The sequence below is a fragment of the Maribacter sp. 1_2014MBL_MicDiv genome (assembly GCF_001865655.1).
GTDB lineage: Bacteria > Bacteroidota > Bacteroidia > Flavobacteriales > Flavobacteriaceae > Maribacter > Maribacter dokdonensis.
Genome location: NZ_CP011318.1, coordinates 2,778,712 through 2,802,419 on the forward strand (window position 1 = coordinate 2,778,712; position 23,708 = coordinate 2,802,419).

Genomic DNA, 23,708 nt, shown 5'->3' on the forward strand with positions numbered 1-23,708 from the left:
GAACTTTACATTGATCTTTTTGTTTTGATACTTAAAACCAAACTGTATTAAAATGAAAAATGTATTACGACCTTTTTGTGTAGCAATTCTTGGAATTTCTATTTTATTTACCTCTTGTGCAGATGATGGTATGGACGGTGTTGACGGTGTTGACGGAGTAGATGGTGTTGATGGTGCCGACGGGGAAGATGGAGCTGACGGAATGGATGCCGAATTTCCAATCACGATCGATCAACTGAGCTTTTCTAAAATAGGAACTTTCACCAATGGAAATGATGAAGCTTTTGCAGAAATCTCCGCTTTTGATGCCGCTACAAATAAATTGTTCATTGTTAACCCTGAAGAAAATGAGGTTTCGGTGTTAGATTTGACGGATGCTTCAAATCCGGTTAAAGGGACTTCAATTGCATTGGCTGGAAATCCAAATTCAGTGGCGGTTCATAATGGAGTGTTGGCTGTTGCCGTTGAGAATATGGATAAGCAAGCCGATGGAACTATTGAAACCTACGCTACAGATACTCAATCTTTATTAGTGTCTTACCCGGCGGGTGCATTGCCAGATATGGTTGCTTTTTCTCCTGATGGTGAATATATCGTTTCTGCTAATGAGGGCGAACCAAATGATGATTATACGGTAGATCCAGAAGGCTCAATCACAATTGTTGAGGTAGCTACCGAAACGGTAACTCAAGTTTATTTTACCGGACAAACAGATCCCGGAAACGGATTCAGAGTTTTTGGAAATCACGGTATGTCAACATTTGTGCAAGATATAGAGCCGGAGTATGTTGCCATTTCAGATGATTCTGCCACAGCTTACATTAGTTTGCAAGAAAACAATGGTATGGCCATTGTAGATTTAGCTTCAAAGACCATTACCGGTCTTGTAGGTTTAGGTACAAAAAATCACAATGTTTCAGGGAATGAAATTGATGCCTCTAATGATGATGGTATTCCTGGGAATTTACAGAACTGGAATGTTTTAGGTTTTTATATGCCAGATGCTATAGATTATTTCACGGCAAATGGAAATGGTTATGTGGTTTCTGCGAATGAAGGAGATGCTAGGGATTATGATGGATACTCTGAAGAGGTGCGTGTAAAGGACCTAGATTTAGACCCTGCTTTTTATCCAGATTTTGATATGTTGCAAGAAGATGAAAATTTGGGTCGTCTAAAAACTACTACTGCAAACGGAGATGAAGATAATGATGGGTTGTACGAGCAAATTTATACCTATGGTGCCCGTTCCTTCTCTATTTGGGATGCAAATGGTCAGTTAGTGTATGACTCTGGTTCTGAAATTGCCAGAAGAACATTGGCATTGGCGCCTTCAGTATTCAATCAAGATGAGGGCGAGGTAGATGAACGATCAGATGATAAAGGAGCTGAGCCCGAAGCGGTAGTAACCTTAAAAGTAGGTGATGAAACTTTGTTGTTCGTAGGATTGGAAAGAACAAGCGGAATTTTGGCTTACAACATTACAAATCCATTCAATCCTGTTTTTGTTACTTGGATTTATGATGGTACTGATATTTCGCCAGAAGGTATAATCGTAGTTGATAAAGATGATAGCCCTACAGGTAACTATTTAATGATAGCAACTCATGAGGTATCTAGCACTATAGCTATTTATGAATTAAAATAACGTTTTTAAATTTGCTCCTTGAGCAATACTCCAAAATTAAAACGCCAAATAGAAATGTTTGGCGTTTTTTTATGATTTAATATGGATGTTAAGAGGTTAGTATTTTTTTTAGCTCAGCAATTGTATGTTCTTTTTCCAATTGAAAACCAATATGGGGCAATGCCGTAAATGTGAGTAAGATAGCCAATGGAATCGAAGCAATATATGGCGCACTACTTTGGGTGGTTACCATATAAAGCGTAACAAGAAACACACAGAAAATTACTGTATTGAACAAATAAAGAAATATAGTTATAAATGAATCTATCTTTAGATTGATTTTTACGTTCGTCCCTTGGGGTAGAAATGAATTTCGTTGGTACGTAAATTTTTTACAGCTAAATCCATTAGGGTAAACGTGACCAATGAAATAACCACTCTTGGTATCTTCTTTATTAAAGCTGACTTTATAGCTTTTATGCTCTCTAATGTTTTCCATTAGAAGTTTCTCTATTTCAGCTGTAGTAAATGCCGTAGTTAGCTCAATTTTTTCTGATGGAATAAGTTTCATGACCTTCGTTTTTAAACGATAGTAAGTTCTACACCTAATTTAATGAGTCTTGCTTTTGTCTTTTCGTCAATACCGGCATCCGTAATAATGTGGTCAACTTCATCTATTCCACAAATTCTACCAAATCCTTTTTTGTTGAATTTAGATGAATCTGCCAGTACAATAATTTTTTGTGCAGCTTTTATCATTTGTTTGTTCAAAGATGCTTCCATAGAGCTTGTAGTGGTAAGCCCAAATTCAAGGTCAATACCATCAACTCCCAAAAATAATTTGGTAAAGGTGAACTCGGTAAGCATTTTCTCTGCTATTGGCCCCACTACCGAAGATGAACTGGACCTTATGTTGCCACCAAGTTGCATAACATCTATTTCATTGTGTTCCCCCAATATTAATGCCGTGTTTAAAGATGCGGTTAAAACGGTAAGGCCTTCAATTGGTTTTATATGCCTGGCAAATTCTATTACTGATGTACCTGAGGCTATTATAATACAATCATTAGGTTCAAGGTTAGAAGCTGCGGCGATCGCAATTTTATTTTTTTCCTCCTGATGAAATTTCTCTTTAATATTAACCGAATTTTCAACAATATATGGGTTGGCAGGTATGGCTTTACCGTGAGATCTAAAAAGTAATTTTCGATCTTCTAATAATTTAAGATCTTTTCTAATGGTCACTAGAGATACGTTGAATTCCTTGCTAAGGTCATTCACCTTTACAAAACCTTGTTCTTCTAGTTTGCTTAAAATTAATTTATGGCGGTCTACAATATTCAACGTAAGTGGGTTTCGGTTTATACAAATATATAAGCTTTTATGTAAAAGGGTGGCTATGAATAAGATTCATAATGGTAACAAAACGAAACTTTATTTCAAAATTAGCGTAGAGGAGTAAGAGTCTATGCTTGTATTGTTTGAATCAAGAAATAATTGAATAGTTCGTAATTTTTATACTTCATAATTGTTTAAATGAGTTGTTTTATGCCGTTTCTAGTAACATTTAAATAATATTTTATTTTGAATTGTTTCTATTTATTGTATTTTTAGCGTCAATTTTGATATAAAACGTAACAAAAGGAAATTTTGTGAAAAGAAAAGAAATGATTAGTAAGTTGAAGGTTACGCCTAATACTTATGATTTTATTATAATTGGTGGCGGTGCTACGGGAATTGGAATAGCATTAGAGGCATCGGCTAGAGGGTACTCGGTCGCTTTGTTGGAGAAATCGGATTTTACTAAATCAACATCCAGTAAAGCAACAAAATTGGTGCATGGCGGAGTGAGATATTTGGCTCAAGGAAACATAGGCTTGGTGCGGGAGGCGGTTGTAGAAAGAGGTCTTTTGTTAAAAAATGCCCCTCACATAACCAAAACCCAATCTTTTGTGATACCAACACATGGCCTATATGATGAAATTCTATATACTATTGGCTTAACATTCTATGATTTGTTAGCGGGTAGATTAAGTCTTGGCAGGTCTAAACGTTTATCCAAAACAAAGACCTTAGAGAGAATCTCTTTAATAAATCCTGATAAAATATCGGCAGGTGTGCTATATTATGATGGTCAGTTTGACGACTCTCGTTTGGCGGTCAATACCTTGCAAAGTGCTGTGGAATTAGGCGCTGTTGTGGCTAATTATTGTGCTGTTGAAGGTTTGTTGAAAGATGCCAACGGTAAAGTTACCGGAGTTAAGGTCTTTGATGAGGAAGGCAAAGAATCTTTTGAAATCAAGGGAAAACAGGTGGTGAACGCTACTGGGGTATTTGCTGATGATGTGTTGCAAATGGATGCTCCCGGGTCTAAAAAAACAATTGCTCCAAGCCAGGGTGTTCATCTCATGTTGGATAAGTCTTTTTTACCTGGTGACGATGCCATTACTATTCCTAAAACAGATGATGGTAGAGTGTTGTTCTTAGTGCCTTGGCATAATAAGGTCATTGTTGGTACTACCGATACTCCCGTGAAAAAAGAATCTTTGGAACCTATAGCTTTAGAAGATGAAATAGGATTTATTTTAAACACTGCAACCAGGTATTTGACAAAAGCCCCAAAACGAAGCGATGTCTTAAGTGTTTTTGCGGGGTTAAGACCGTTAGCGGCTCCAAGTGAGGACGGAAATAAAACAAAAGAGATTTCGCGCAGCCATAAAATTTTTTCATCAGATTCCGGTCTGTTGACCATTGTTGGCGGAAAATGGACCACATTTAGAAAAATGGGCGAAGATTTGGTTGATAAAGCGGAAAGGAACCAGCAATGGAAACATATTGCTACTAAAACCAAAAACCTTAAAATTCATGGTTACAAAAAAGATGTAGACTTAAATAACCCCCTATACTTTTATGGTAGTGATGAAGAACCTTTGTTAAAACTTTCCAAGGAAAAGGGGTGGAACACTACTCTTAGCAATTCATTGGGTGTAATAGAAGGACAGGTTGTGTGGGCCGTTCAAAATGAAATGGCTCTTAATGTAGAAGATTTTCTTGCCCGTAGAACCCGTTGCCAGTTATTGGATGCCAAGGAAAGTGTTAGGATGGCCCCAAGAGTGGCGGAAATTATGGCGAGCGAACTAGGTAAAGACTCCGAATGGCAAGCCAAACAAGTAGAAGATTACAAGAAGGTAACTTCCAACTATATTATTTAAAATAACTATTCAATTGATGTCAACTTACAATTGAATTAACTTAAAATCAACAACTCAATGAATACCAAATTAATTTTAGCATTAGATCAGGGTACAACTTCTTCACGTGCCATTTTGTTTAATCATGCCGGTGAAATTGTAAAGGTTTCTCAAAAACCATTTGAGCAGATCTTTCCAAAACCAGGATGGGTTGAACATGATCCTAATGAAATTTGGTCCTCACAAATATCTGTAGCGGCGGAGGTAATTGCAAAACAAGGTATCACCGGTGATAATATAGCAGCAATAGGAATTACCAATCAACGAGAAACAGTTGTAGTTTGGGATCGTGAAACCAGTGAACCAATTTATAATGCCATTGTTTGGCAAGATAGAAGAACTGCCAAGTATTGCGATGAACTTAAGGATAATGGTCATGTAGATTTAATTAAAAAGAAAACAGGTCTGGTCATTGATGCTTATTTTTCGGCAACAAAAATTAAATGGATTCTTGACAATGTAGAGGGTGCTAGGGAAAAAGCTGAAGCAGGAAAACTCTGTTTTGGTACTGTAGATACTTGGTTGATTTGGAAGTTGACCAGAGGTAAAATGTTCATTACAGATGTCTCTAACGCAAGTAGAACCATGTTGTTCAATATTCATACGTTAGAGTGGGATCAAGAACTTCTTACCCTTTTGAACATTCCCAAATCAGTACTGCCCGAAGTGAAACAAAGTAGTGAGGTTTATGGAACAACGGCTACAACATTGTTCTCAACAAAAATTCCTATAGCAGGTATTGCGGGCGATCAGCAGGCAGCTTTGTTCGGTCAAATGTGTACTAAACCGGGTATGGTCAAAAATACCTATGGTACAGGCTGCTTTTTGTTGATGAATACTGGTGATAAAGCGGTGTACTCTGAAAATAATTTACTTACTACCATAGGTTGGAAGATTAACGGAGAAATTACATATGCCCTAGAAGGGAGTGTTTTTGTTGGTGGGGCTGCAATACAATGGTTAAGAGACGGTGCTAAAATGGTTAAAACTGCACCTGGAATCAATCATTTGGCAGAAACGGTTGAAGACAACGGTGGAGTGTATTTTGTGCCGGCCTTAACTGGATTGGGCGCTCCGCACTGGGACCAATATGCCAGAGGAGCCATGATGGGTATTACAAGGGGTACAACAGATGCACATATTGCACGTGCAACCATTGAAGGTATTGCATTTCAAGTTTATGATATCGTAAAGGCCATGGAGGCAGATTCAGGAGAGGAAAGTGTTGAACTTCGTGTAGATGGTGGGGCAAGTGCCAGTAACCTATTAATGCAGATACAATCAGATTTGTTCGGTTTTAAAATTATTAGACCAAAAACTTTAGAGACGACGGCAATGGGTGCAGCGTACCTTGCAGGTTTGGCCGTTGGGTATTGGGACAGTATAGACGATATACAATCGCAATGGAGCATTGATAAAGAGTTTTTTCCAGAAGCTCCAAAAGAGAAAATAGAGAATATGCTCTATTACTGGAACAAAGCTGTAAAATGCGCACAACATTGGATTGAAGAATAAAAACTGACCATTAACCAACTTTTTAGATATGTCAATTTTAATAGCGGAAATTATAGGCACTATGTTACTTATTCTTTTAGGTAACGGAGTGGTAGCGAATGTGGTTTTGAACGGTACTAAGGGCAATGGCTCTGGTTGGATAGTTATTACCACGGGTTGGGCACTGGCGGTGTTTGTTGGTGTTGTTGTTGCAGGTCCATACAGTGGGGCGCACTTAAACCCCGCGGTAACTATTGCTTTGGCCGTAGCCGGCAAAGTATCATGGGACCTTGTTCCTGAATATATGGCAGGAGAACTGATCGGCGCCATGTTGGGGGCGTTTTTGGTTTGGGTGTTTTATAAAGATCATTTTAATATTACAAATGATGAAGGTGGTAAGTTGGCTTGTTTTAGTACGGGACCAGCTATTAAAAATACTTTTTCCAATTTAATTAGTGAGGTGATCGGAACTTTTGTTCTGGTATTTGTAATATTCTATTTTGCGGGTCCTGAATTAGATATTATTGGTGATGTAGACTCACGTACAATTATCGGATTGGGCTCTATAGGAGCGCTGCCCGTTGCTTTTTTGGTTTGGGTTATAGGTTTGTCCCTAGGCGGTACTACAGGTTATGCCATAAACCCTGCTAGAGATGTTGGACCACGTATTGTTCATTCATTGTTACCCATTAAGGGTAGTAGTGATTGGGGCTATGCTTGGGTGCCAATAGTAGGTCCGTTAATTGGCTGTTTACTTGCTGCTTTCCTGTATTTGATCCTTCTGTAACTAATTCACGGTTTATTTTGATTTACGCTTTTATACTGTTCAAGTACTTTTCTTAATTGTACCCCAAATTCTTTGTTTAAAGATTTCCCATGGTACGTTAGATTATGCTGTTGGCAATAAGCTATGAATTCTTGGTATTTGAGAGCATTAAATTTTATGATACTTTGATGCCCGCTCAAAGTATCAATACTTTAATTCTTTATTTTACCATTTAAAAAGCTATAGGTAATTTTGAATTTTCTAGGTTTCCTCTGTAGTGCCACGTCAAGAAAATTGGTGTTCTCTTCAATGGTGATAATTGTGTCCTTGTTAACGCTAATGTCCAATAATGATATATGCGAATCAAGTTCTTTGCCCCATAAAATTCTGTCCATCAATTGTTCTTTACTTTCTATTTCTTTACTTCCATCCATAAAAAGTTCATAATAATGATCATGGATCAAAGTGTTCACCTTTTCAACATCATAATTATTTCTAGCCTCAATAAACGATATTACTAGGTCTTGGTTCTTTAAAGTTTGATTGCCAAACATGCTCATAAAGATCATGATGAATAGGGAAAGAATAGGGTGGTGGTATAAATTGTGCATATTCATTTAGCTTCTTTGAAATGTTGGTTCAAATAAAATGGTCATTCTAAATTAGTAAATATGTTACAGCTTTCGCTATCGTTGATTTTGTTTATGGTATTTGAAGTTTTATAAAAGGGATTTTAGCTAGAACTACATAGATACAACACCATTATTTAAAATCTAATTGTACTACAGTATGTCCAGAAAATAAACAGAATTTGTAGCGGAATTCTAAACCATAAATAAGAAAGACCGTGACCATCAACAGTTCCATTTTGATAGTTGATATTGTGTATAGCTGCATAAATATTGGCAGGTAATAATACAATGAAAAATATAATCAATACCCACGCACCTAGTGAAGAATACTTGGGTATTAATATTCCTATGGCAAGTGAAAGCTCAACAAAACCCGTGGCATACACGATCAATTCTTTGTAGGGGATAATTTCCGGTATCATCATGGTCATCCCTTTTGTAAAGACAAAATGACCAAATGCCGTAAAAAGGAGCATTAAGCTCATAGCAATTCTAGCTGCTAGTTTATAGTCATAAGTTTTTGTAATGATTTTAATCGCAACTAATGAAATGGCAAAACCTATTAGAAGGACAAGTAGTGGTTTCATGATTCTTTATATTTATTAAAACACAAAGGTCATGAAAGCGTATTTGGAATTAATGAACCTAGGTTAAGTAATACGTTTTCTTATTCTGCTCAGTGCTTGCGGAGTAACTCCAATATAGGAAGCTATATATTTTAAAGGTATGTGTTGCAGCAGATTTGGTCTTTCATTAAATAAATCCAAATAACGCTCTTCTGCTGTTTTGCTTAAAAGAGAAAGTTCTCTTTTAGACTTTATCAAATACATGTTTTCTGCCATTTTTTTACCTATAATATTGCCAACAGATGTATGCGCATAGACTTCCTGTAAATCCATGTTATTAATTTGCCACATTTCCGTTTCCGTCAAAGTTTCTATTTCATATGCTGATGGCGTTTCTGTTAAAAGTGAATCATAACCTGTAACGAACTCATTTTCAAACAAAAAACCAAAGGTGATATCAGTATTTTCTTTAGGTATATAGAGGCGAATAATTCCTTCGGTAATAAAATATAAATGCCTTTCTATTTTTCCCAATTCTAAAATCTTTGTGTTTTTGCTGTACTTGACTTTTTTTAGTTTAGAAGAAAAAAAAGCCCAGTCAGTATTGTTCATTTTAGAAATCTTATCAATAAAATCTCTGATTTCATTCATATAATAGGTTTAATAGCATAGCCTATTTTAAAAGTAGTGAATTTTAGATGGGAATTTAAGCAGTTCTTTTTAATGATGAAATGAAAATATACCACAAGGATGATACAGGTTATTATCTAAAAGTAATAACCTGTATTTTGTAGTTTTTTATAATAGCACTATGACCATTCATTTAAATCTGTTTCTATGATCTAAACAAATATGCACAAGCATTTATTTTGATGGGATGGGAGCTTTTTTACTTCTGCCCCAAGCTATGAATAAGGCAATGCCCATGATTAAGATGTTTGTGATTATAGCAGAATATTCACCTTTAGATGCGTGAAATATAGCAGCTAAAACCATAATTATAGCCAAACCTAAAGCTGCCCAAATAGTTAGAAATGGTTTAAAACGAAAAATACTAGGAATCAATAACCCTAATCCACCTAGGAGTTCACTTATACCAATAAAACGAATTAGACTTACGGGTGATGATGCAACCCATGGTAGTGATACAGCTAATTCTTCTATTGGCTGGGTGGCTTTCATAACACCTGCCATTATAAACATAATAGCTAATAATCCTTGGGCAATCCATAATCCTATATTCAATGCCTTGTTGTTCTTTTGTTGGGTCATTTTAATTTCTATATTGGTTTACAGCAAAGGTCATAGCTTTTAATAGCCTATGCATTGATGTACATCAAGAAATTATATTAGCCGTTTTTTTGGGAAAGTTGATGCCTAACACGACTTAAAGCTTCAGGTGTAATTCCTAAGTATGAGGCGATCATTTTTAAAGGAACTCTTTGTGTAACATTTGGATAGGTTGTAATAAAATGCTCATATCTTTCTTTTGCATTGGAACTCATTAACATGATAATTCTATTTTGCATTACCCTTAATCGTTTAGCCAAAGCTTTTAAATCAGGACTTGATTTTAGTAACTCTTCTTTGGTGGTTATGTTGATTATTGAGTTTTCAATGGCATCTATAAATAGTTGGCAAGGTTCATTTAGTTGACAATTGTCCGCTACTATCCAATTCTCCGGTCCAAACATGTAAATATGCTCTTTTCCTTTAGCATCAATAGTGTAGCTGCGTAGTAAACCGCTCTCAACTAGGTATACTTTGGAGCTTAAATCTCCTTTACGCTGTAGAACTGTTCCTTTTTTTACGTGTACTTTCTTCAATTCTTAAAGTTTATTCTAAGAGGATATGTAAAACCACGATTACTAAAGTAATTAAATTTCTTTGCGCTAAAAATTAAATGCTACAACTGAAATCTAATCCAAACTATTATTCTTTTATTTCTGTATATCCTGGTAATCCGTGTAGGCATTTAATAATTTGATTTCCACCTGGTTCACCTGCATGATAATGATACCCTCTAATATCATCAAAATGTCCGCCGCATTCATCCAAATCGCTAGGCTTATTTCCATTTTTATCCAATAACGTATAAATGCCGAAACCGTCTATGGCATAACCAATAATTGCAGCGTGGGTATCATTTTGTACAATTTCTTTTGTTGAGCCGGTTACCGCGTGATAATGATAGCCGCCATGCGGATTTACATGCCCGCCATGATCATCTAGAGGTGCAATGGTATGTGCTGCCAATATAGCGTGAGTAGGCGCAGGTGGATCATAGTTTACGCCGTTAAAAGCTATTCCTATTCCTCCTCGACCAAAATTCTGAATAGATTTTAAGTAAGTTGGTGTTGCGGGTATAACAAAAGTTGTCACTTGGTCTTTAAAGTACTCTGGTAAGCACTCCACACAATAGTTGTGGTAATCATCATCTACTTCTGGTTTGGCGGCGGCTAAGCAAGCTTCTTCAGTTTCAGTAACTTTTATGGTGCCGTCTTCTCTGTAAAGCAACCATTTGTCATCACTATAAAATTCGTCTAGATTGGCAATAAAGTGTCCTGATACATCGTAAACTTTATCATCTTTGAACCAAATTCCAGCTTTCTCCATTCCATCGCTTATATGCCATGGGCACCAAGGACCCATTTGATGCTCCGTTGCCTGAGAGTGGGTTTTAATGATATAGCATAAGGTTTCAATACCATTAAGTTCCACTGTTTTCTCTTGAATTTCGCCAATAATATTTTCGGTTATAAAATAATCTGTGTTAACAGGTACTACCTTTGCGGAAGTTTCAATTTCATTTGATAAATCAGCATTGCTTTCTTCTTGCCTAGGAGGTCTATTCTCTCGGTTCTTTTCTGCTTTGTCAAGTTCTTCAAGCGATATGAAATTATCGTTATCACTGTCTATGTTTTCAAAGTCATTGGCAATTGGTCCTTTAACTTCATCCATAGATAATTTTCCGTCTTTATTGGCATCCATTTCTGAAATTAACTGAGAAGAAGTTGGTCTTTCGCCATCCGGTTGCTGTCGTTCTTTATTTTCTTGATTTGTTTTGCAAGAAAATATGAGAATATGGGCGAACATTGTAAGTACTATTTTCTTCATCTATTTGCTTAATTTAATGTATGTATTTAGAGGTCACAATACGTATTACCTAGTAGGAAGATAAGGTTTTTTAATGTGCTACAATATGGGTGAGGTGTTTTAAAGAAAATAGCTATGCTAACAAGGATGATGTTTTAGGTGAGAATTTTCTAAATGCTACTCATGTAATATTTATAGGGATTTTAAAAGTCCGCCATCAATAGGGATATTGGTACCGGTAATATATGCCGCCTCATTAGATGCTAAAAATGCTACCAGATAACCATATTCTTCTGGTTCTCCAATTCGTTTTACGGCTACCCTTGATTCCATTTCTTTAAGAACTTCACTTTGATCAATACCAAGCTGCTCCGCTTTTTTAGCGTTTAACTGTGCAATCCGGTTGGTATTGAAGTATCCTGTTAATACACTATTTACCGTAATATGATGTTTGCCAACATCTGTAGCCAAGGTTTTTGCCCAAGTGACAACCGCTGCTCTTATGGAGTTGGACAATGCCAGGTATGCCAAAGGTTCCTTTACAGAAACTGAAGCCACATTGATAACCCGCCCCCAATTATTGCTCCTCATTGATTTCAAAGCCAATTCCGTTGTATAAACGACGGTTTTGAACAATAGGTCAAAGGCATTTTGGTAATCGTCAATGTTTTTTTCGGTAGCACTTCCGGCGGCAGGTCCATGGGTATTGTTTACCAATATATCAACCGTATTGTTCTCAAAATATGTACCGATTACTTTCTTGTAATCTTTAAAATTATTGAAATCTACCGCAAGATATTGGTGCAGTTGTCCTTGGTCTGTAGGTAGTTGTGTAACTATGTGGTGTAATTTTTCTTCGCTGTGAGACATTAAGGTAACACTCGCGCCGCTAGCTGCCAATTGTTGTGCAATAGCTTTGCCAATACCGGCACTGCTACCACCAACTAAAGCTTTTTTATGTTTTAGGGATATGTTCATTGGAATTCAAAAATGAGTGGATTATCAACGATATTCTTCTCTTGTAGGGCAAAAGATATCCATTAATTTACAGTTTGTCAATGCCTTGCCACTGTGGAGTTTATTTAGGGGTATTATTACGATATCGCCTGGGTGGCAGACTTTTGTGTCGCCCTCTAATGTAAACTGAAATTCACCTTCCATAACATGCATAATTTGCTCGTTCATATGAGAATGACTGGTTACTTCGGCTCCTTTTTTAACCTCCCAAAATGCCATGCTTATTTGATCTGTATGGATTAATTTACCATGAAATCCTGGCATTATTTCTACAGGTTTGATATCTGCAAGGTTTAGATTCATAATTTAAGTTTTAAGCACTTAAAGATACATGAATCAATTTCAATTGTAAATGTTGGAATTGAAAAATTGGATCAGATTTTAATTATGACTATTGGGTATAGTCCCATCCTATAACCACAAATTCGCATCTTCTGTTCCATTCATGATCTTCTTCTGAGCACGCGCTTTCAGTGGCGCAAACCACAATGGGTTTTGATTCGCCGTAACCTTTAGATACTATCCTGGCAGATGCAATACCATTTTTAACTAAATAATCCCTTGCAGAATCTGCGCGTTTTTGAGATAGGTCTTTATTGTATGTGCTATTTCCCCTAATATCTGTATGTGTGCCAATTTCAATTATAATGCCTGGGTTTTCTTTCATTACTTCAATCACCGTCTGTAAGCGTTCTCTAGATTCTCTTCTTAAATACCAAAGACTATAATCAAAATGAATTTCTTCTGTTTTTATAATTGTTCGGTTGGATTCTTTGACCAATGCTTCTTCGGTCTTTATGGCATCTTCAATTTTCTTCACCAAGGCTTTTTCTGTTTTTGCTTTTTCAACGATTCTCTCTTGCTCCAAGCGTTCAGCTTTTTCCTTGGCTTGTTTTTCTGCCATTAACTGGGCTTTCTTCTCAGCTTCTAATTTTTTGATTGCCAATTGTTCCGCACGTAATTTTTTAGCTTCTTGTTTCTTTTGCAGAGCCAAAGCGGCTGCCTTTTGCTTTTCATGAACGGAGTAAAGATCCATTGATGCATCATGTTCGGCATTTCTTTTCTTTGAACTAAGAATATTTTTTGAATTACCTTCATATTCAGCTTTTGAAGCTTTTACGGTATATATGCTTTCACAGTCAATATTGAATTTGAACGCACCGTCCTCTGCAGTAATGCGGGATTCAATGATCTTATTTTCGCTATCCAATAAATCAACGGTAACATCCCTTAAAGGCTGTAGGGTAGTGCGGTCGGTTATAATGCCCGTAATAAATTGCTGGCAGTCGGCTATCTTTAATTCTTTGGTTTCTTTAAAACTATAGATGTCATCGCTTCCTTTACCTGTGGGTCTATTGCTCGCAAAATAGCCAGAATTGCCAACACTGTTCAAAACATATGCAAAATCATCATAACCACTATTTACGGGTAGGCCTAAGTTATCAGGTTTTTGAAAAATACCCTTTTCGTTTGTAGATATAAATACATCCAAAAGCCCAAAACCCGGGTGCCCGTTAGATGAAAAGTAGAGGGTGCCATCACTGGCAATAAAGGGAAACTGTTCTTTCTTGTCCGTATTAATAGTACTGCCTAAATTAACTGGTGTGCTAAAGGAATTATCATACTGCAGATTCACTACGTAAATATCAAAAGAACCATAACCGCCAGGTCTGTCCGAAGAGAAATATAACTTGGAACCTTCTTTATTAATAGCAGGGTGTTCATTTGAAAAGTCATCACTGTTAAAAGGTAATTCAGTAATATTTTTCCATTCCCCGTCCAATAATTGAGCACTGTAGATCTTTAAATTTGAAACCTTTTCAACATTTGTCTTTCGTTTTCCATTCTTATAATTGTTGCGGGTAAAATACATGGTTTTTCCATCAGGAGTGACAGTAAAAGACCCTTCATGTAATTTAGTATTTATCGTATTGGATAAACTTATACTAATACTATCCCCTAAATGTTCCTTGTCAATGGCATGGGTGTAGATATCCAAATAGTTTTGATTATTCCACCTATAGGTTTTTTGATTGTTTTTTTTCTGTGTTGCGGTATACCAAATAGCATTGCCAATTTGCATAGCCCCAAATTCTGAGGTAGTAGTATTGAAATTACTGTTTTCAATGGCAAAGCGATCACCAATGGCACTTACATTTTCTAGATATGTAATATCTTGTTTTAACTTCTCTAGATGTTCTAGATTACTTTCCTTGGTGTAAAAATCGGTTAGAACATTATAGGCTTCTTCATATTCGCCAATAGCCTTCAATGACTGGCTTAGCTTAAAATAATACTGTTCGTTAACCTTATTACCATAATTTGAAATTAAGTAACGGTACCAACGTGCAGCAGCCTTAAGGTCAAAGGTATGGTAGTAGCTATCTGCCAAATTTTTAATAACCTCACTATTTTTATTATTGGGCAGTGCAGCTTCGTACAAGGAAATGGCATCTGCGTAGTGGGCTTTGGTAAACAGATCATTGGCACGTTTTAAGTCTTGTTGAGACCAAGCTGTTTGAAAAATGCCGATACAAATGATGAGGTATAATTGTATTTTTTTCATATTAGTAGAATCTAGGAGATTTATCATAGCCCTTTTTAAGTCCCCAAAGGTCTAAGTTGAACAATACAAATATTTCATGTGAGCCATTATTGAATGCCCCTAAATTTGATAAGGTATAGTCATAAGCATAACCTATACGTAGTGAGGGTATTATGGAAATATTGAACATGGCACTTACCGAGTCATCTGTTCTATAAGAAATTCCTCCTTCTAAACGGTTATTGAACAGCGCGTTGAACGAAAAATCTGCTGTTACAGGTGCGCCGGATACCATTTTTGTTAAAATAGATAATTTTAATTTTAAATTAGAATTTGCGTCAAACACATAACCGGCCATTCCAAAAAGATGAATGGCTTCTGCGCCCAAACGTGTAATACCATCTTTATTTTCAATATGTTTAGATGTCAGTAAATTGGGTATGGACAGACCGGCATAAAACTTGTCACGATTATAAAAAGCTCCAATACCAATATTAGGGTAGGTGTTATTGAGATTTTCATTGAATGCTGGATCATCTTGTACTTCTGGTAACCTAAAGCCATTGAAATTGGTTTCAAATGTGGTAATACCCCCTTTTAATCCTAAGCTTAAATTGCTCTTTTCATCGAGTTTCAAAATGTAGGCAAAATCTACATAGATATTGTTTTCCTTTAAAGATCCGTCTCCTATATCATCTGATATTATAGAGGTGCCCATTTCAATTTTTTTGGATAGCGGTGCATGGGCAAAGAAGGTTAGGGTTTGTGGTGCGCCTACCGCATTTTCCCATTGGGTCCTGTATAACGTACCAAAATTCAGCATTCCTGGTTCATTGGTGGTATATGCAGGGTTTATCACGTTCATGTTGTACATGTATTGGGTATATTGCGGATCTTGTTGACCTTGCAGTTTTATTAAGAACAGAAGCATAACTATGCAGATGCCCCAAGTTGTGTTTGTAATTTTTTTGTACATGGGTTATCTGTTTAAGTATAGACGCCCTTGAATAGTTGCGGCATTACCTTTGTTATAGTTAATAATGTAGAAATATACCCCGTTAGGTGCTGTTGACGATCCGTTGCTACCATCCCAGGCAGGATTTGAAATATCACCTTTAAATAATGTGGAGCCGTACCTGTTCAATATTTCTAATGTGAAATTGGGGAATATGGTTTCTATATTAGGAATAAAGAAAGTATCGTTTTTGCCATCGGCATTCGGTGAGAATCCGTCCGGGATGAAAAAATCATAATTTTCGGGGTCACAATCACTGAAATCTATGGTAACGGGAACCCTTGTTGCAGCAGAGCATCCGGTTAGTAAATCATAATTTTCTGCGTAGTACGTGGTATTTTCTAGTAACAAGTTATCATCTTGTAATGGCGAACCGCCGTTTTCGGTAATAAACCAACGTACTTCATAGTCGGTTTCATTTTCTAATGATCTTAAGTCTGTTATGGTCGGATTATCCAGTCCACAGACCTGTAACATATCTGAAGTTAAAGATGTTGGGGTAACAGTAATCACTGTAGGGATTATTTCTAAACGATCGGAACTGTTACAACCGTTACGGTTAGTTGCTGCAAAGTAGGATTGATTGTCAATCAAAATAGTTGATGCTGCTAATTCACTTCCACCGCTAGCGGCATCAAACCAAGTAATAGAACTACCTGCGGTAATATCAATAGATATGTTGGAAAGGGTCGGATTCGTTTCCGCACAAAATAGCGGATTAACCGTACTTGCCGTTGGAGCATCGGGATTACTAAAGCTTACCGTAATTTGAACCCGATCGGTACCTTCGCAATTGGTGAGTGGATCACTATTGGTCACATAATAATCTTCACCATCTACCAGTGCCGTAGAAATGGGCAGAATATTATTGTCCGTTTCGGTATCATAGAATAATACATCTCCATCTGTTGTAACCTCAATATCTATTAATGTAGCTCCATCAGGATATTCGCTAATGCAAAATATCTGGTTGGCAACGGCTTGTGGGGCATCTGGAACACCTCCGCGGGAAAAATTTTCGGTCTCTTCGAACTCAAAGTCCAATCGGCAAGGGGTGGTATCGTTTTGAATACTGCGTACACTTGCGGTATAATTACCGGTAGGTAAGGCATCAACGTCTATTTGGTAGGCGGCAGTACCACCTGTAAAGTTGATCGTATTCGTGGTTAGTACGGTGTTGGAACCTAATTCGGTAACATCATAGGTTATCGTATATGTACCATTGGGTAGTGTAGGTGCATCTACCAAAACATCTATTTGTGTTGCATCACAACTGTTATCTACAATGAGGTCCAGTTGAATGGAATCGGGTAAAGGGGTAACTGTAAAAGTATCTACCAATGGGCAACTTGTTGCATAAATGCCTGAAATAGTAGGTCTAATAGTGTATTCCCCGTCCAAAGTGAAATTACTCTCAGGCACTATAAATGAAGCATTACCATTGGTGAATTCAAGCTCAAATGTTGGAGAACTTGTGGTACTTCCATCAGGAGTTGTCAATGCGTACGTCGTAGAGAAGTTGCCAGTTGCAAAATTGCCGTCAGCATCAAGAATTTCAATAATTTGAATGGTATTTTCTGTCTGTATGCATATATTTTCAGCAGTAATATCTGAACTTGTTACTAAAAAAGTGGTAGGTGGTACTATAACTCTTGGGCAAACATCTCGGGGAGGCGTTACACTTCTTATACCAATAACTTCTAAGGAAACCTCTTCATTTAGAGGCACCAAACCTTGGTCAATTACAAAACTTCCATTGCCGTCAATCAAAGTTGTTGGCGATTCGCCTACGTTATTGTTAACGAGATACTGTAGTATAAAATCGCCATTGTGTAAAAGCGTATTGTCATAAACTAGTTCAACAACATAGCTTTCCCCTACACAGATATCATCAGCAGCAATTGTGCCATCTAAAATGGGCAATATTCTTATGCTTACTTCGGACACTCTTTTTTCACAAACCGGATGGCTAGGGAAAACGGTGTAATTGAAGGTAAAATCTCCATACCCAAAATTGTTATATATTTCTTCAATATTAATGATAGTATCATTAAGGTCACTTAATTGGTTGGTTCCATTTTCTGTCCAGGTTCCGTTAGGGTCTTCGCCTATTAAATGTTCGCTAAGATCAAATGCGGTGTAAGCCGATAGATCATCTCCTGCACAAAAGGTTAGAACGGGAGCCGTACCTGCATTTGGTGGTGGATGCACCTCTAATATTACTGTTGAGGTTCTTCCTGAACAACCATTTACATCAGGTACCGTATACGTGAAATTGTATATTCCGGGTCCTGCTTCTCTTGCATTGAATAAATTTTCATTTAATTGACCGGTAAAAGTTGCAGGGTCTTCTTCCCACAAGCCATTAAAATCTTGTACTTTACCGTCTACATTACTGCCTAAAAAACCATGTAAGTTTACACTACTGTCATCACCACACGCATTAGCGCTACCATCTATATTATCTTCGCCGGGGTATCCTCCAAGAACAATGGTTAGCGTTGCACTTTGGTTACAATCCGCTTTGGTGTAAACAAAAGAATGGGTGCCATAATTATTAATTCGCCAAAGGTCTACGATACCCGTATTTTGGTTTAGGGCATAAAAATTTTCGGGGTTGTTGGTTGCCCATGTACCACCAGAATTAGGTGTGCCACCTAATCTAGAAAATAAATCAAAATTACGATTAGCAACGTCAGCGTCTTTTTCACAAACTTCAACTGTTGCATTTTCACCGGCGCATTGAGCTTGAACTTGGCTTAGAATGCCGGTCAAGAGAAACAGAAATGTTAAGAGCTTGAATTTTAGGTTATTCATTCACAGGGGGTTGGTTGCTGAATATGTTTTTGATAACTGCTAAGGTATTTTTGTTCCTATATGTAGGAAATTATTTGTTGTAAAACACTTAAAATGTAAGGTGAATACTACTAAAACTGTTAGAAAGTGTTAAAATTATGTGTATTTCATCGATATATGATTATACTTTTTACATGTAACCGTTGGCCTTAGCTTGTAGGTATTCCATAGTTTTAATTGGACAATACGTATCTTTGCCACCTAAAATTTAGGAATGCGAATACATTTTATTGCGATAGGAGGAAGTGCCATGCATAACTTAGCGTTGGCCTTGAAACATAAAGGATACATTATTACAGGAAGTGATGATGTTATTTTTGAACCTTCTAAATCTAGGTTGGCGGCTAAAGGATTGTTACCTGATGAATTTGGTTGGTTTCCTGAAAAAATCACTATGGATCTAGATGCAATTGTACTTGGTATGCATGCAAAAGCAGATAATCCTGAACTGTTGAAAGCCCAAGATTTAGGCATTACCATTTATTCTTATCCTGAATTTTTATATGAACAATCAAAAAATAAAACTAGGGTAGTAATTGGTGGTAGTCACGGTAAAACCACCATTACCTCAATGATCTTACATGTACTTAATTTTCATGATATTGATGTGGATTATATGGTAGGTGCACAATTAGATGGTTTTGATCGCATGGTGCATTTAACAGAGGATAATGATTTTATCGTTTTAGAAGGCGATGAATACCTGTCATCTCCAATAGATAGGCGACCTAAATTTCATCTGTATCAACCTAATATTGCCTTACTAAGTGGAATTGCTTGGGATCATATTAATGTATTTCCAACTTTTGAAAATTATGTAGAGCAGTTTAAAATATTTGTAAATAGTATTGTAAACGGTGGTTCTATTACTTATAATGTTGAAGATGATACTGTAAAAGATGTAGTAGAGTCCTCTGAAAATGCCATTAGAAAATTACCATATTCCACACCAGAATATACTGTAGAAGACGGAGAAACCCTTTTAGAAACTAATGAGGGGCCAATGCCAATTGAGGTTTTTGGTAAACATAATTTAAGCAACTTAGCGGGGGCAAAATGGATATGCCAGAATATGGGAGTAGATGAGGAAGATTTTAATGAGGCCATAACTACTTTTAAAGGCGCATCTAAAAGATTGGAGAAAATTGCAGAGGGAGCAACCAGTATTGCGTATAAAGATTTTGCACATTCACCAAGTAAAGTTGCGGCAACTACCAGAGCAGTTAAAGAACAATACCCAAATAGAAAACTGACAGCTTGTTTGGAATTACATACTTACAGCAGTTTTAATCCAGAATTTTTAAAGGAATATAAGGGCGCCTTAGATGCTGCAGATGAAGCGGTCATTTTCTTCTTGCCAGAATCTGTAGCCATAAAGAAATTAGAGGCGGTGACCGCTGATCAAATATCAGAAGCATTTCAACGCAACGATTTAAAAATCTTTACAGACGCCAAATCATTTCATGATTATTTAGAAAAACAATCTTACAAGGATACTACGCTGTTATTAATGAGTTCAGGTAATTATGGCGGATTCGATTTAAACAAATTGCACGGGTTGTTGAGTTAAGGAGGAAGTACAAAGTCTTTTTTTGAGATTGAAATTGAACTTGATTTTTGAACTTGAACTTGAGTTTTTTCAACAACCAAGTTATACTCCAAACTGCTTTAAATGATGGTCAAGGTGTTTGTATTGAACTTGACCCCACTGTTCTTTTGTAAAAGTACCAAAAGCTGGGTGTGGGTGCCATTCTTCTCTGTCTCTTACGGCATAAAAATCGCTCACCAATTTTTTTAATAGTTTATGCTCCGTTTCAAAGTCTTTATCTTCCTTAGCTTTTAATTGTGGAGCTGTAGGCATATTTTTTCTCCACGGTTTGTCATTGTACAATGATTTTTTGAAGAAAGTCTTTATGAACCAATTTCCTTTTGAATTGTTAGGTTTGTTTTTAATAGCCAATTGTAGAGGGTATTGACAGTGCCAACACATTTGACCAACACTCATTTTACCCCATCCTTTTTCTGAGTTTAGGGTTAGAAGATCAATTCTTTGATTAATTTCTTCGTAAGCTTCTTTTGTTAATAAGGATTTCATGATTTTAATTTGATGTATAAATTTAGCATAAAATAATTTGTTCTGTATCTTTAGCCAATGCAGGATAAATCCGTTTCGTTCTCCATAAAAAATTGGTCAGATGATGATAAGCCAAGAGAAAAGCTGGTCAACAAAGGCCGTGCTGTTTTGTCCGATGCAGAATTGATCGCTATTTTGATAGGTTCGGGTAGTAGGTCAGAAAGCGCAGTTGAGCTTTCAAAACGTATTTTGGCATCGGTGGATAACAATTTAAATGAATTGGGTAGATTGTCCATAAAGCAGTTAATGGCTTTCAAAGGTATTGGCGAAGCCAAAGCAGTAAGTATTGCGGCAGCTTTAGAGGTGGGTAGAAGAAGAAGGGGTGAAGATGCTCCTAAAATTGAGAAAATAGGTAGTAGTAAAGACGCTTACCATATTTTACATCCTATGTTGGGAGAATTGGAACATGAAGAATTCTGGATTCTTTTTCTCAACAATTCCAATAAAGTGTTACATAAGGCTCAATTAAGTAAAGGTGGAATAACAGGTACTCTTGTAGATGTGAGAATTGTAATGAAACAGGCGTTAGAGTTAGGTGCGGTTGCTATAATATTAGCCCATAACCATCCATCGGGTACTTTGAGACCTAGCGCAGCAGATAAACAGATTACCCAAAAGATTAAAACGGCCAGTGAAACTTTAGATATTAAAGTGTTGGACCATTTGATCATTACCCAAAAAAGTTACTATAGCTTTGCAGATGAAAATATGCTATAAATGTTATTGATCTACACACATAAAATAACACCGCGCCTTACCTATGTTATGAGGCATATCTTTGTGGTTATTTTGGGGATTGAGATTGATTTCACCACCAAAGTCGAAGATTTTATTAAACATACGGGGGCAAAAATCACGTATACAAAACAGCCCTTACAGAATGAATTTTTTGTTCGTAGTAATGAATTGTTGTTTGAGCAAGGCATTAACGATGTTCAATTGAACATTGGTGATTGGGAAGGTACACCTTGCTTTTTTCAGACAGGTGATAAAAGTACTTTACCTTTCGATATTTTTGCTGCCAGTTTTTTTATGCTTTCTAGGTATGAAGAGTATTTGCCACACGTAAAGGATATTCATGGCAGATTTTCTCCAAAAGATAGTGTAGCCTACCAGAATGGTTTTCTTTTAAAACCAGTTGTTGATATTTGGGCCTATAAATTATTAGAAGCACTAAAGGAACGTTTTGAAGATTTGGAATTTAAACACAAATCTTATGACTTTATATCCGTTATTGATGTAGCTACATCGCATTGTTATGCAAACCGGGGCGTTGTACGTGGTTTGGTGGGTATGTTGATGGATTTGGGGACGTTGAAATTTAAACGTGTTTACGAGCGTATTGCGGTAGGATTGAACAGACAAAAAGATCCTTATGACAATTATGCAGAGCTCATAGATTTACATAAAAGATACAAGGTAAAATGTAATTACTTTTTTCAATTTGCAGATTATTCCAAGTACGATAAAAATGTTTCTACCAATAGTATGAAATTTAAGTCGCTTATAAAGTACGTGGCAGATTATGTGCCCGTTTCCATGGCGGCGAGTTATAGTTCATTTTCGGATTTAGAGCTGTTGAAGAAAGAAAAGGCAAATTTGGAAGAGGTCATAAATAGACCAGTGAACAATTCTAAAATGAGATATAATAGGGTAGATGTGCCACAAACCTATCGTAATTTAATTGCAGCCGAGTTTACAAATGATTATACCATGGGATATACCTTTGAACTTGGGTTTAGGGCCGGAACATGCACGGCATTTCAGTTTTACGATATACCATTAGAGGTAAAGCAGCCAATAAAAATACATCCGTTTGCTATACATGATATTTCATTATCAAAAATTAAAAAGGACAACGATGTTTTATGTCAGGTAAAAGCTTTGACTAATGAGGTACGTAAAGTAAATGGTACGCTTATTACAATGTTCTCTAATGAGGTCTTAGGAAATAAAGAAGATAGGGATTGGATGTCTTTATATGCCGAAATAATCAAACAACAATATGTTCCACAATAGGGTTACCAATGTTTTCTTTGATCTAGATCATACCCTTTGGGATTTTGACAAGAACTCTGCAAATACATTTCAGAAAATTTTTAACGAGCAAAATATCGATATAGAACTGCATGATTTTTTAGCAGTTTATGTACCTGCTAATCTCAAGTTTTGGAGACTTTTCCGTGAAGAGAAGATAACCAAAGCAGAATTACGCTACCAAAGATTAAAATCTGTTTTCGATGAATTGGATTACCCGGCTTCTGATGAGGTCATTCATTTATTATCCGAAGAATACATTAATCACTTGTCTTCATTTAATGCTTTGTTTCCTAATACTATTGAGGTATTGAACTATTTACGACCTAAGTATAAGCTACATATCATTACCAATGGTTTTCAAGAGGTACAAGAAAGGAAACTAAGAAATTCTGGGATTTATGATTTTTTTGACCAAATTATAGATTCTGAGATGGCGGGAGTCAAAAAACCAAATCCTATCATTTTCAATTTAGCTTTAAAAAAGGCAGGTGCCACACCTGAATGTTCAATTATGATCGGAGATAGTCTAGAGGCGGATATCATGGGGGCAAAAGCTTTGGGTTTTTATACCATTCATTTTAATGCGCATAAAGAAAAAAAGCATGATCTGTCACCTATTATTTATGATTTGGAAGAAATAAAATCGTTTTTATAGAGTTACTAATAGTA

General features: G+C 36.5%; 22 protein-coding genes. 8 read left to right on the top strand and 14 right to left on the bottom strand.

All coding sequences use genetic code 11. The features are described 5' to 3' along the window. Positions 1–52 precede the first annotated feature (52 nt). On the top strand, positions 53–1,648 hold the full coding sequence (locus YQ22_RS11585) for a choice-of-anchor I family protein (RefSeq protein ID WP_071341330.1): 1,596 nt from the start codon (positions 53–55) through the stop codon (positions 1,646–1,648). Positions 1,649–1,736: 88 nt separating this feature from the next. On the opposite strand, the gene YQ22_RS11590 is transcribed toward YQ22_RS11585, so the two are convergent. Both YQ22_RS11590 and YQ22_RS11595 read right to left on the bottom strand, forming a co-directional pair. Beyond that, on the bottom strand, positions 1,737–2,198 hold the full coding sequence (locus YQ22_RS11590; RefSeq protein ID WP_071341331.1) for a hypothetical protein: 462 nt from the start codon (positions 2,196–2,198) through the stop codon (positions 1,737–1,739). 11 nt (positions 2,199–2,209) lie between these two features. Further along, entirely contained in the window at positions 2,210–2,971 is a 762-nt protein-coding gene (locus tag YQ22_RS11595; RefSeq protein WP_071341332.1) for a DeoR/GlpR family DNA-binding transcription regulator, read from the bottom strand. 308 nt (positions 2,972–3,279) lie between these two features. Between YQ22_RS11595 and YQ22_RS11600 the strand changes: the two genes are divergently transcribed. Genes YQ22_RS11600 through YQ22_RS11610 form a run of 3 tightly spaced genes read left to right on the top strand, consistent with a single transcriptional unit; the run spans position 3,280 to position 7,159 of the window. After that, a complete protein-coding gene (locus YQ22_RS11600) occupies positions 3,280–4,839 on the top strand; it encodes a glycerol-3-phosphate dehydrogenase/oxidase (protein ID WP_071341333.1) in 1,560 nt (519 codons plus the stop codon). Between the two features lie 57 nt (positions 4,840–4,896). After that, positions 4,897–6,393, top strand: a complete 1,497-nt coding sequence (gene glpK, locus YQ22_RS11605; protein WP_071341334.1) for a glycerol kinase GlpK — start codon at positions 4,897–4,899, stop codon at positions 6,391–6,393. A 28-nt stretch (positions 6,394–6,421) separates the two neighbouring features. Then, positions 6,422–7,159 carry an MIP/aquaporin family protein gene (locus tag YQ22_RS11610; RefSeq protein ID WP_071341335.1) on the top strand — a complete coding sequence of 246 codons (738 nt, stop codon included), beginning with the start codon at positions 6,422–6,424 and terminating at the stop codon, positions 7,157–7,159. Positions 7,160–7,350: 191 nt separating this feature from the next. Here YQ22_RS11610 and YQ22_RS11615 read toward each other — a convergent pair whose 3' ends face one another. The 11 genes from YQ22_RS11615 to YQ22_RS11665 all read right to left on the bottom strand — a co-directional run bounded on the left by YQ22_RS11615 (position 7,351) and on the right by YQ22_RS11665 (position 18,826). Beyond that, the gene (locus tag YQ22_RS11615; RefSeq protein WP_156894564.1) at positions 7,351–7,755 is read right to left on the bottom strand and encodes a hypothetical protein; all 405 of its coding nucleotides are present in this window, start codon (positions 7,753–7,755) and stop codon (positions 7,351–7,353) included. A 149-nt stretch (positions 7,756–7,904) separates the two neighbouring features. Next, complete coding sequence (locus YQ22_RS11620; protein ID WP_071341337.1) at positions 7,905–8,357, bottom strand: DoxX family protein; 453 nt, start codon at positions 8,355–8,357, stop codon at positions 7,905–7,907. Between the two features lie 63 nt (positions 8,358–8,420). After that, positions 8,421–8,987, bottom strand: coding sequence for a Crp/Fnr family transcriptional regulator (locus tag YQ22_RS11625; RefSeq protein WP_071341338.1), 567 nt, complete (start codon positions 8,985–8,987; stop codon positions 8,421–8,423). Between the two features lie 213 nt (positions 8,988–9,200). After that, complete coding sequence (locus YQ22_RS11630) at positions 9,201–9,608, bottom strand: DoxX family protein (protein ID WP_071341339.1); 408 nt, start codon at positions 9,606–9,608, stop codon at positions 9,201–9,203. A 77-nt stretch (positions 9,609–9,685) separates the two neighbouring features. Further along, complete coding sequence (locus YQ22_RS11635; protein ID WP_071341340.1) at positions 9,686–10,162, bottom strand: Crp/Fnr family transcriptional regulator; 477 nt, start codon at positions 10,160–10,162, stop codon at positions 9,686–9,688. A 106-nt stretch (positions 10,163–10,268) separates the two neighbouring features. Further along, positions 10,269–11,453, bottom strand: coding sequence for a YHYH protein (locus YQ22_RS11640; RefSeq protein WP_071341341.1), 1,185 nt, complete (start codon positions 11,451–11,453; stop codon positions 10,269–10,271). Positions 11,454–11,624: 171 nt separating this feature from the next. Beyond that, positions 11,625–12,410, bottom strand: coding sequence for an SDR family oxidoreductase (locus YQ22_RS11645; protein WP_071341342.1), 786 nt, complete (start codon positions 12,408–12,410; stop codon positions 11,625–11,627). Between the two features lie 24 nt (positions 12,411–12,434). Further along, on the bottom strand, positions 12,435–12,752 hold the full coding sequence (locus tag YQ22_RS11650; protein WP_071341343.1) for a cupin domain-containing protein: 318 nt from the start codon (positions 12,750–12,752) through the stop codon (positions 12,435–12,437). An 88-nt stretch (positions 12,753–12,840) separates the two neighbouring features. Beyond that, positions 12,841–15,015, bottom strand: coding sequence for an OmpA family protein (locus YQ22_RS11655; protein ID WP_071342572.1), 2,175 nt, complete (start codon positions 15,013–15,015; stop codon positions 12,841–12,843). 1 nt (position 15,016) lies between these two features. Then, complete coding sequence (locus YQ22_RS11660) at positions 15,017–15,970, bottom strand: PorP/SprF family type IX secretion system membrane protein (protein WP_083414246.1); 954 nt, start codon at positions 15,968–15,970, stop codon at positions 15,017–15,019. A gap of 3 nt (positions 15,971–15,973) precedes the next feature. Beyond that, positions 15,974–18,826, bottom strand: coding sequence for a gliding motility-associated C-terminal domain-containing protein (locus YQ22_RS11665; RefSeq protein ID WP_071341345.1), 2,853 nt, complete (start codon positions 18,824–18,826; stop codon positions 15,974–15,976). Between the two features lie 253 nt (positions 18,827–19,079). Here YQ22_RS11665 and YQ22_RS11670 point away from each other — a divergent pair, with 253 nt between their 5' ends. Next, positions 19,080–20,435, top strand: a complete 1,356-nt coding sequence (locus YQ22_RS11670; protein ID WP_071341346.1) for a UDP-N-acetylmuramate--L-alanine ligase — start codon at positions 19,080–19,082, stop codon at positions 20,433–20,435. Positions 20,436–20,516: 81 nt separating this feature from the next. Here YQ22_RS11670 and YQ22_RS11675 read toward each other — a convergent pair whose 3' ends face one another. After that, positions 20,517–20,960 (bottom strand): DUF1569 domain-containing protein, encoded by a 444-nt coding sequence (locus YQ22_RS11675; protein ID WP_071341347.1) that lies wholly within the window; start codon positions 20,958–20,960, stop codon positions 20,517–20,519. A gap of 57 nt (positions 20,961–21,017) precedes the next feature. On the opposite strand from YQ22_RS11675, the gene radC reads away from it, so the two are divergent. From radC to YQ22_RS11690, 3 genes are read left to right on the top strand one after another with little or no spacing between them, the layout of a single operon-like run. Further along, positions 21,018–21,716, top strand: a complete 699-nt coding sequence (gene radC / locus YQ22_RS11680) for a RadC family protein (protein WP_058103845.1) — start codon at positions 21,018–21,020, stop codon at positions 21,714–21,716. Then, complete coding sequence (locus tag YQ22_RS11685; RefSeq protein WP_071341348.1) at positions 21,717–23,018, top strand: polysaccharide deacetylase family protein; 1,302 nt, start codon at positions 21,717–21,719, stop codon at positions 23,016–23,018. Continuing rightward, positions 23,005–23,694 carry a YjjG family noncanonical pyrimidine nucleotidase gene (locus YQ22_RS11690; protein WP_071341349.1) on the top strand — a complete coding sequence of 230 codons (690 nt, stop codon included), beginning with the start codon at positions 23,005–23,007 and terminating at the stop codon, positions 23,692–23,694. Before YQ22_RS11685 ends, YQ22_RS11690 begins: the two co-directional genes overlap by 14 nt. The last annotated feature ends 14 nt before the right edge of the window (positions 23,695–23,708 follow it).

Excerpts from the sequence above, each read along its gene's own strand:
- YQ22_RS11585 (WP_071341330.1), top strand. The coding sequence starts at position 53 with ATGAAAAATGTATTACGACCTTTTTGTGTAGCAATTCTTGGAATTTCT.
- YQ22_RS11590 (WP_071341331.1), bottom strand. The coding sequence starts at position 2,198 with ATGAAACTTATTCCATCAGAAAAAATTGAGCTAACTACGGCATTTACT.
- glpK (WP_071341334.1), top strand. The coding sequence starts at position 4,897 with ATGAATACCAAATTAATTTTAGCATTAGATCAGGGTACAACTTCTTCA.
- YQ22_RS11610 (WP_071341335.1), top strand. The coding sequence starts at position 6,422 with ATGTCAATTTTAATAGCGGAAATTATAGGCACTATGTTACTTATTCTT.
- YQ22_RS11615 (WP_156894564.1), bottom strand. The coding sequence starts at position 7,755 with ATGAATATGCACAATTTATACCACCACCCTATTCTTTCCCTATTCATC.
- YQ22_RS11620 (WP_071341337.1), bottom strand. The coding sequence starts at position 8,357 with ATGAAACCACTACTTGTCCTTCTAATAGGTTTTGCCATTTCATTAGTT.
- YQ22_RS11625 (WP_071341338.1), bottom strand. The coding sequence starts at position 8,987 with ATGAATGAAATCAGAGATTTTATTGATAAGATTTCTAAAATGAACAAT.
- YQ22_RS11630 (WP_071341339.1), bottom strand. The coding sequence starts at position 9,608 with ATGACCCAACAAAAGAACAACAAGGCATTGAATATAGGATTATGGATT.
- YQ22_RS11640 (WP_071341341.1), bottom strand. The coding sequence starts at position 11,453 with ATGAAGAAAATAGTACTTACAATGTTCGCCCATATTCTCATATTTTCT.
- YQ22_RS11645 (WP_071341342.1), bottom strand. The coding sequence starts at position 12,410 with ATGAACATATCCCTAAAACATAAAAAAGCTTTAGTTGGTGGTAGCAGT.
- YQ22_RS11650 (WP_071341343.1), bottom strand. The coding sequence starts at position 12,752 with ATGAATCTAAACCTTGCAGATATCAAACCTGTAGAAATAATGCCAGGA.
- YQ22_RS11655 (WP_071342572.1), bottom strand. The coding sequence starts at position 15,015 with ATGAAAAAAATACAATTATACCTCATCATTTGTATCGGCATTTTTCAA.
- YQ22_RS11660 (WP_083414246.1), bottom strand. The coding sequence starts at position 15,970 with ATGTACAAAAAAATTACAAACACAACTTGGGGCATCTGCATAGTTATG.
- YQ22_RS11665 (WP_071341345.1), bottom strand. The coding sequence starts at position 18,826 with ATGAATAACCTAAAATTCAAGCTCTTAACATTTCTGTTTCTCTTGACC.
- YQ22_RS11670 (WP_071341346.1), top strand. The coding sequence starts at position 19,080 with ATGCGAATACATTTTATTGCGATAGGAGGAAGTGCCATGCATAACTTA.
- YQ22_RS11675 (WP_071341347.1), bottom strand. The coding sequence starts at position 20,960 with ATGAAATCCTTATTAACAAAAGAAGCTTACGAAGAAATTAATCAAAGA.
- radC (WP_058103845.1), top strand. The coding sequence starts at position 21,018 with ATGCAGGATAAATCCGTTTCGTTCTCCATAAAAAATTGGTCAGATGAT.
- YQ22_RS11685 (WP_071341348.1), top strand. The coding sequence starts at position 21,717 with ATGTTATTGATCTACACACATAAAATAACACCGCGCCTTACCTATGTT.
- YQ22_RS11690 (WP_071341349.1), top strand. The coding sequence starts at position 23,005 with ATGTTCCACAATAGGGTTACCAATGTTTTCTTTGATCTAGATCATACC.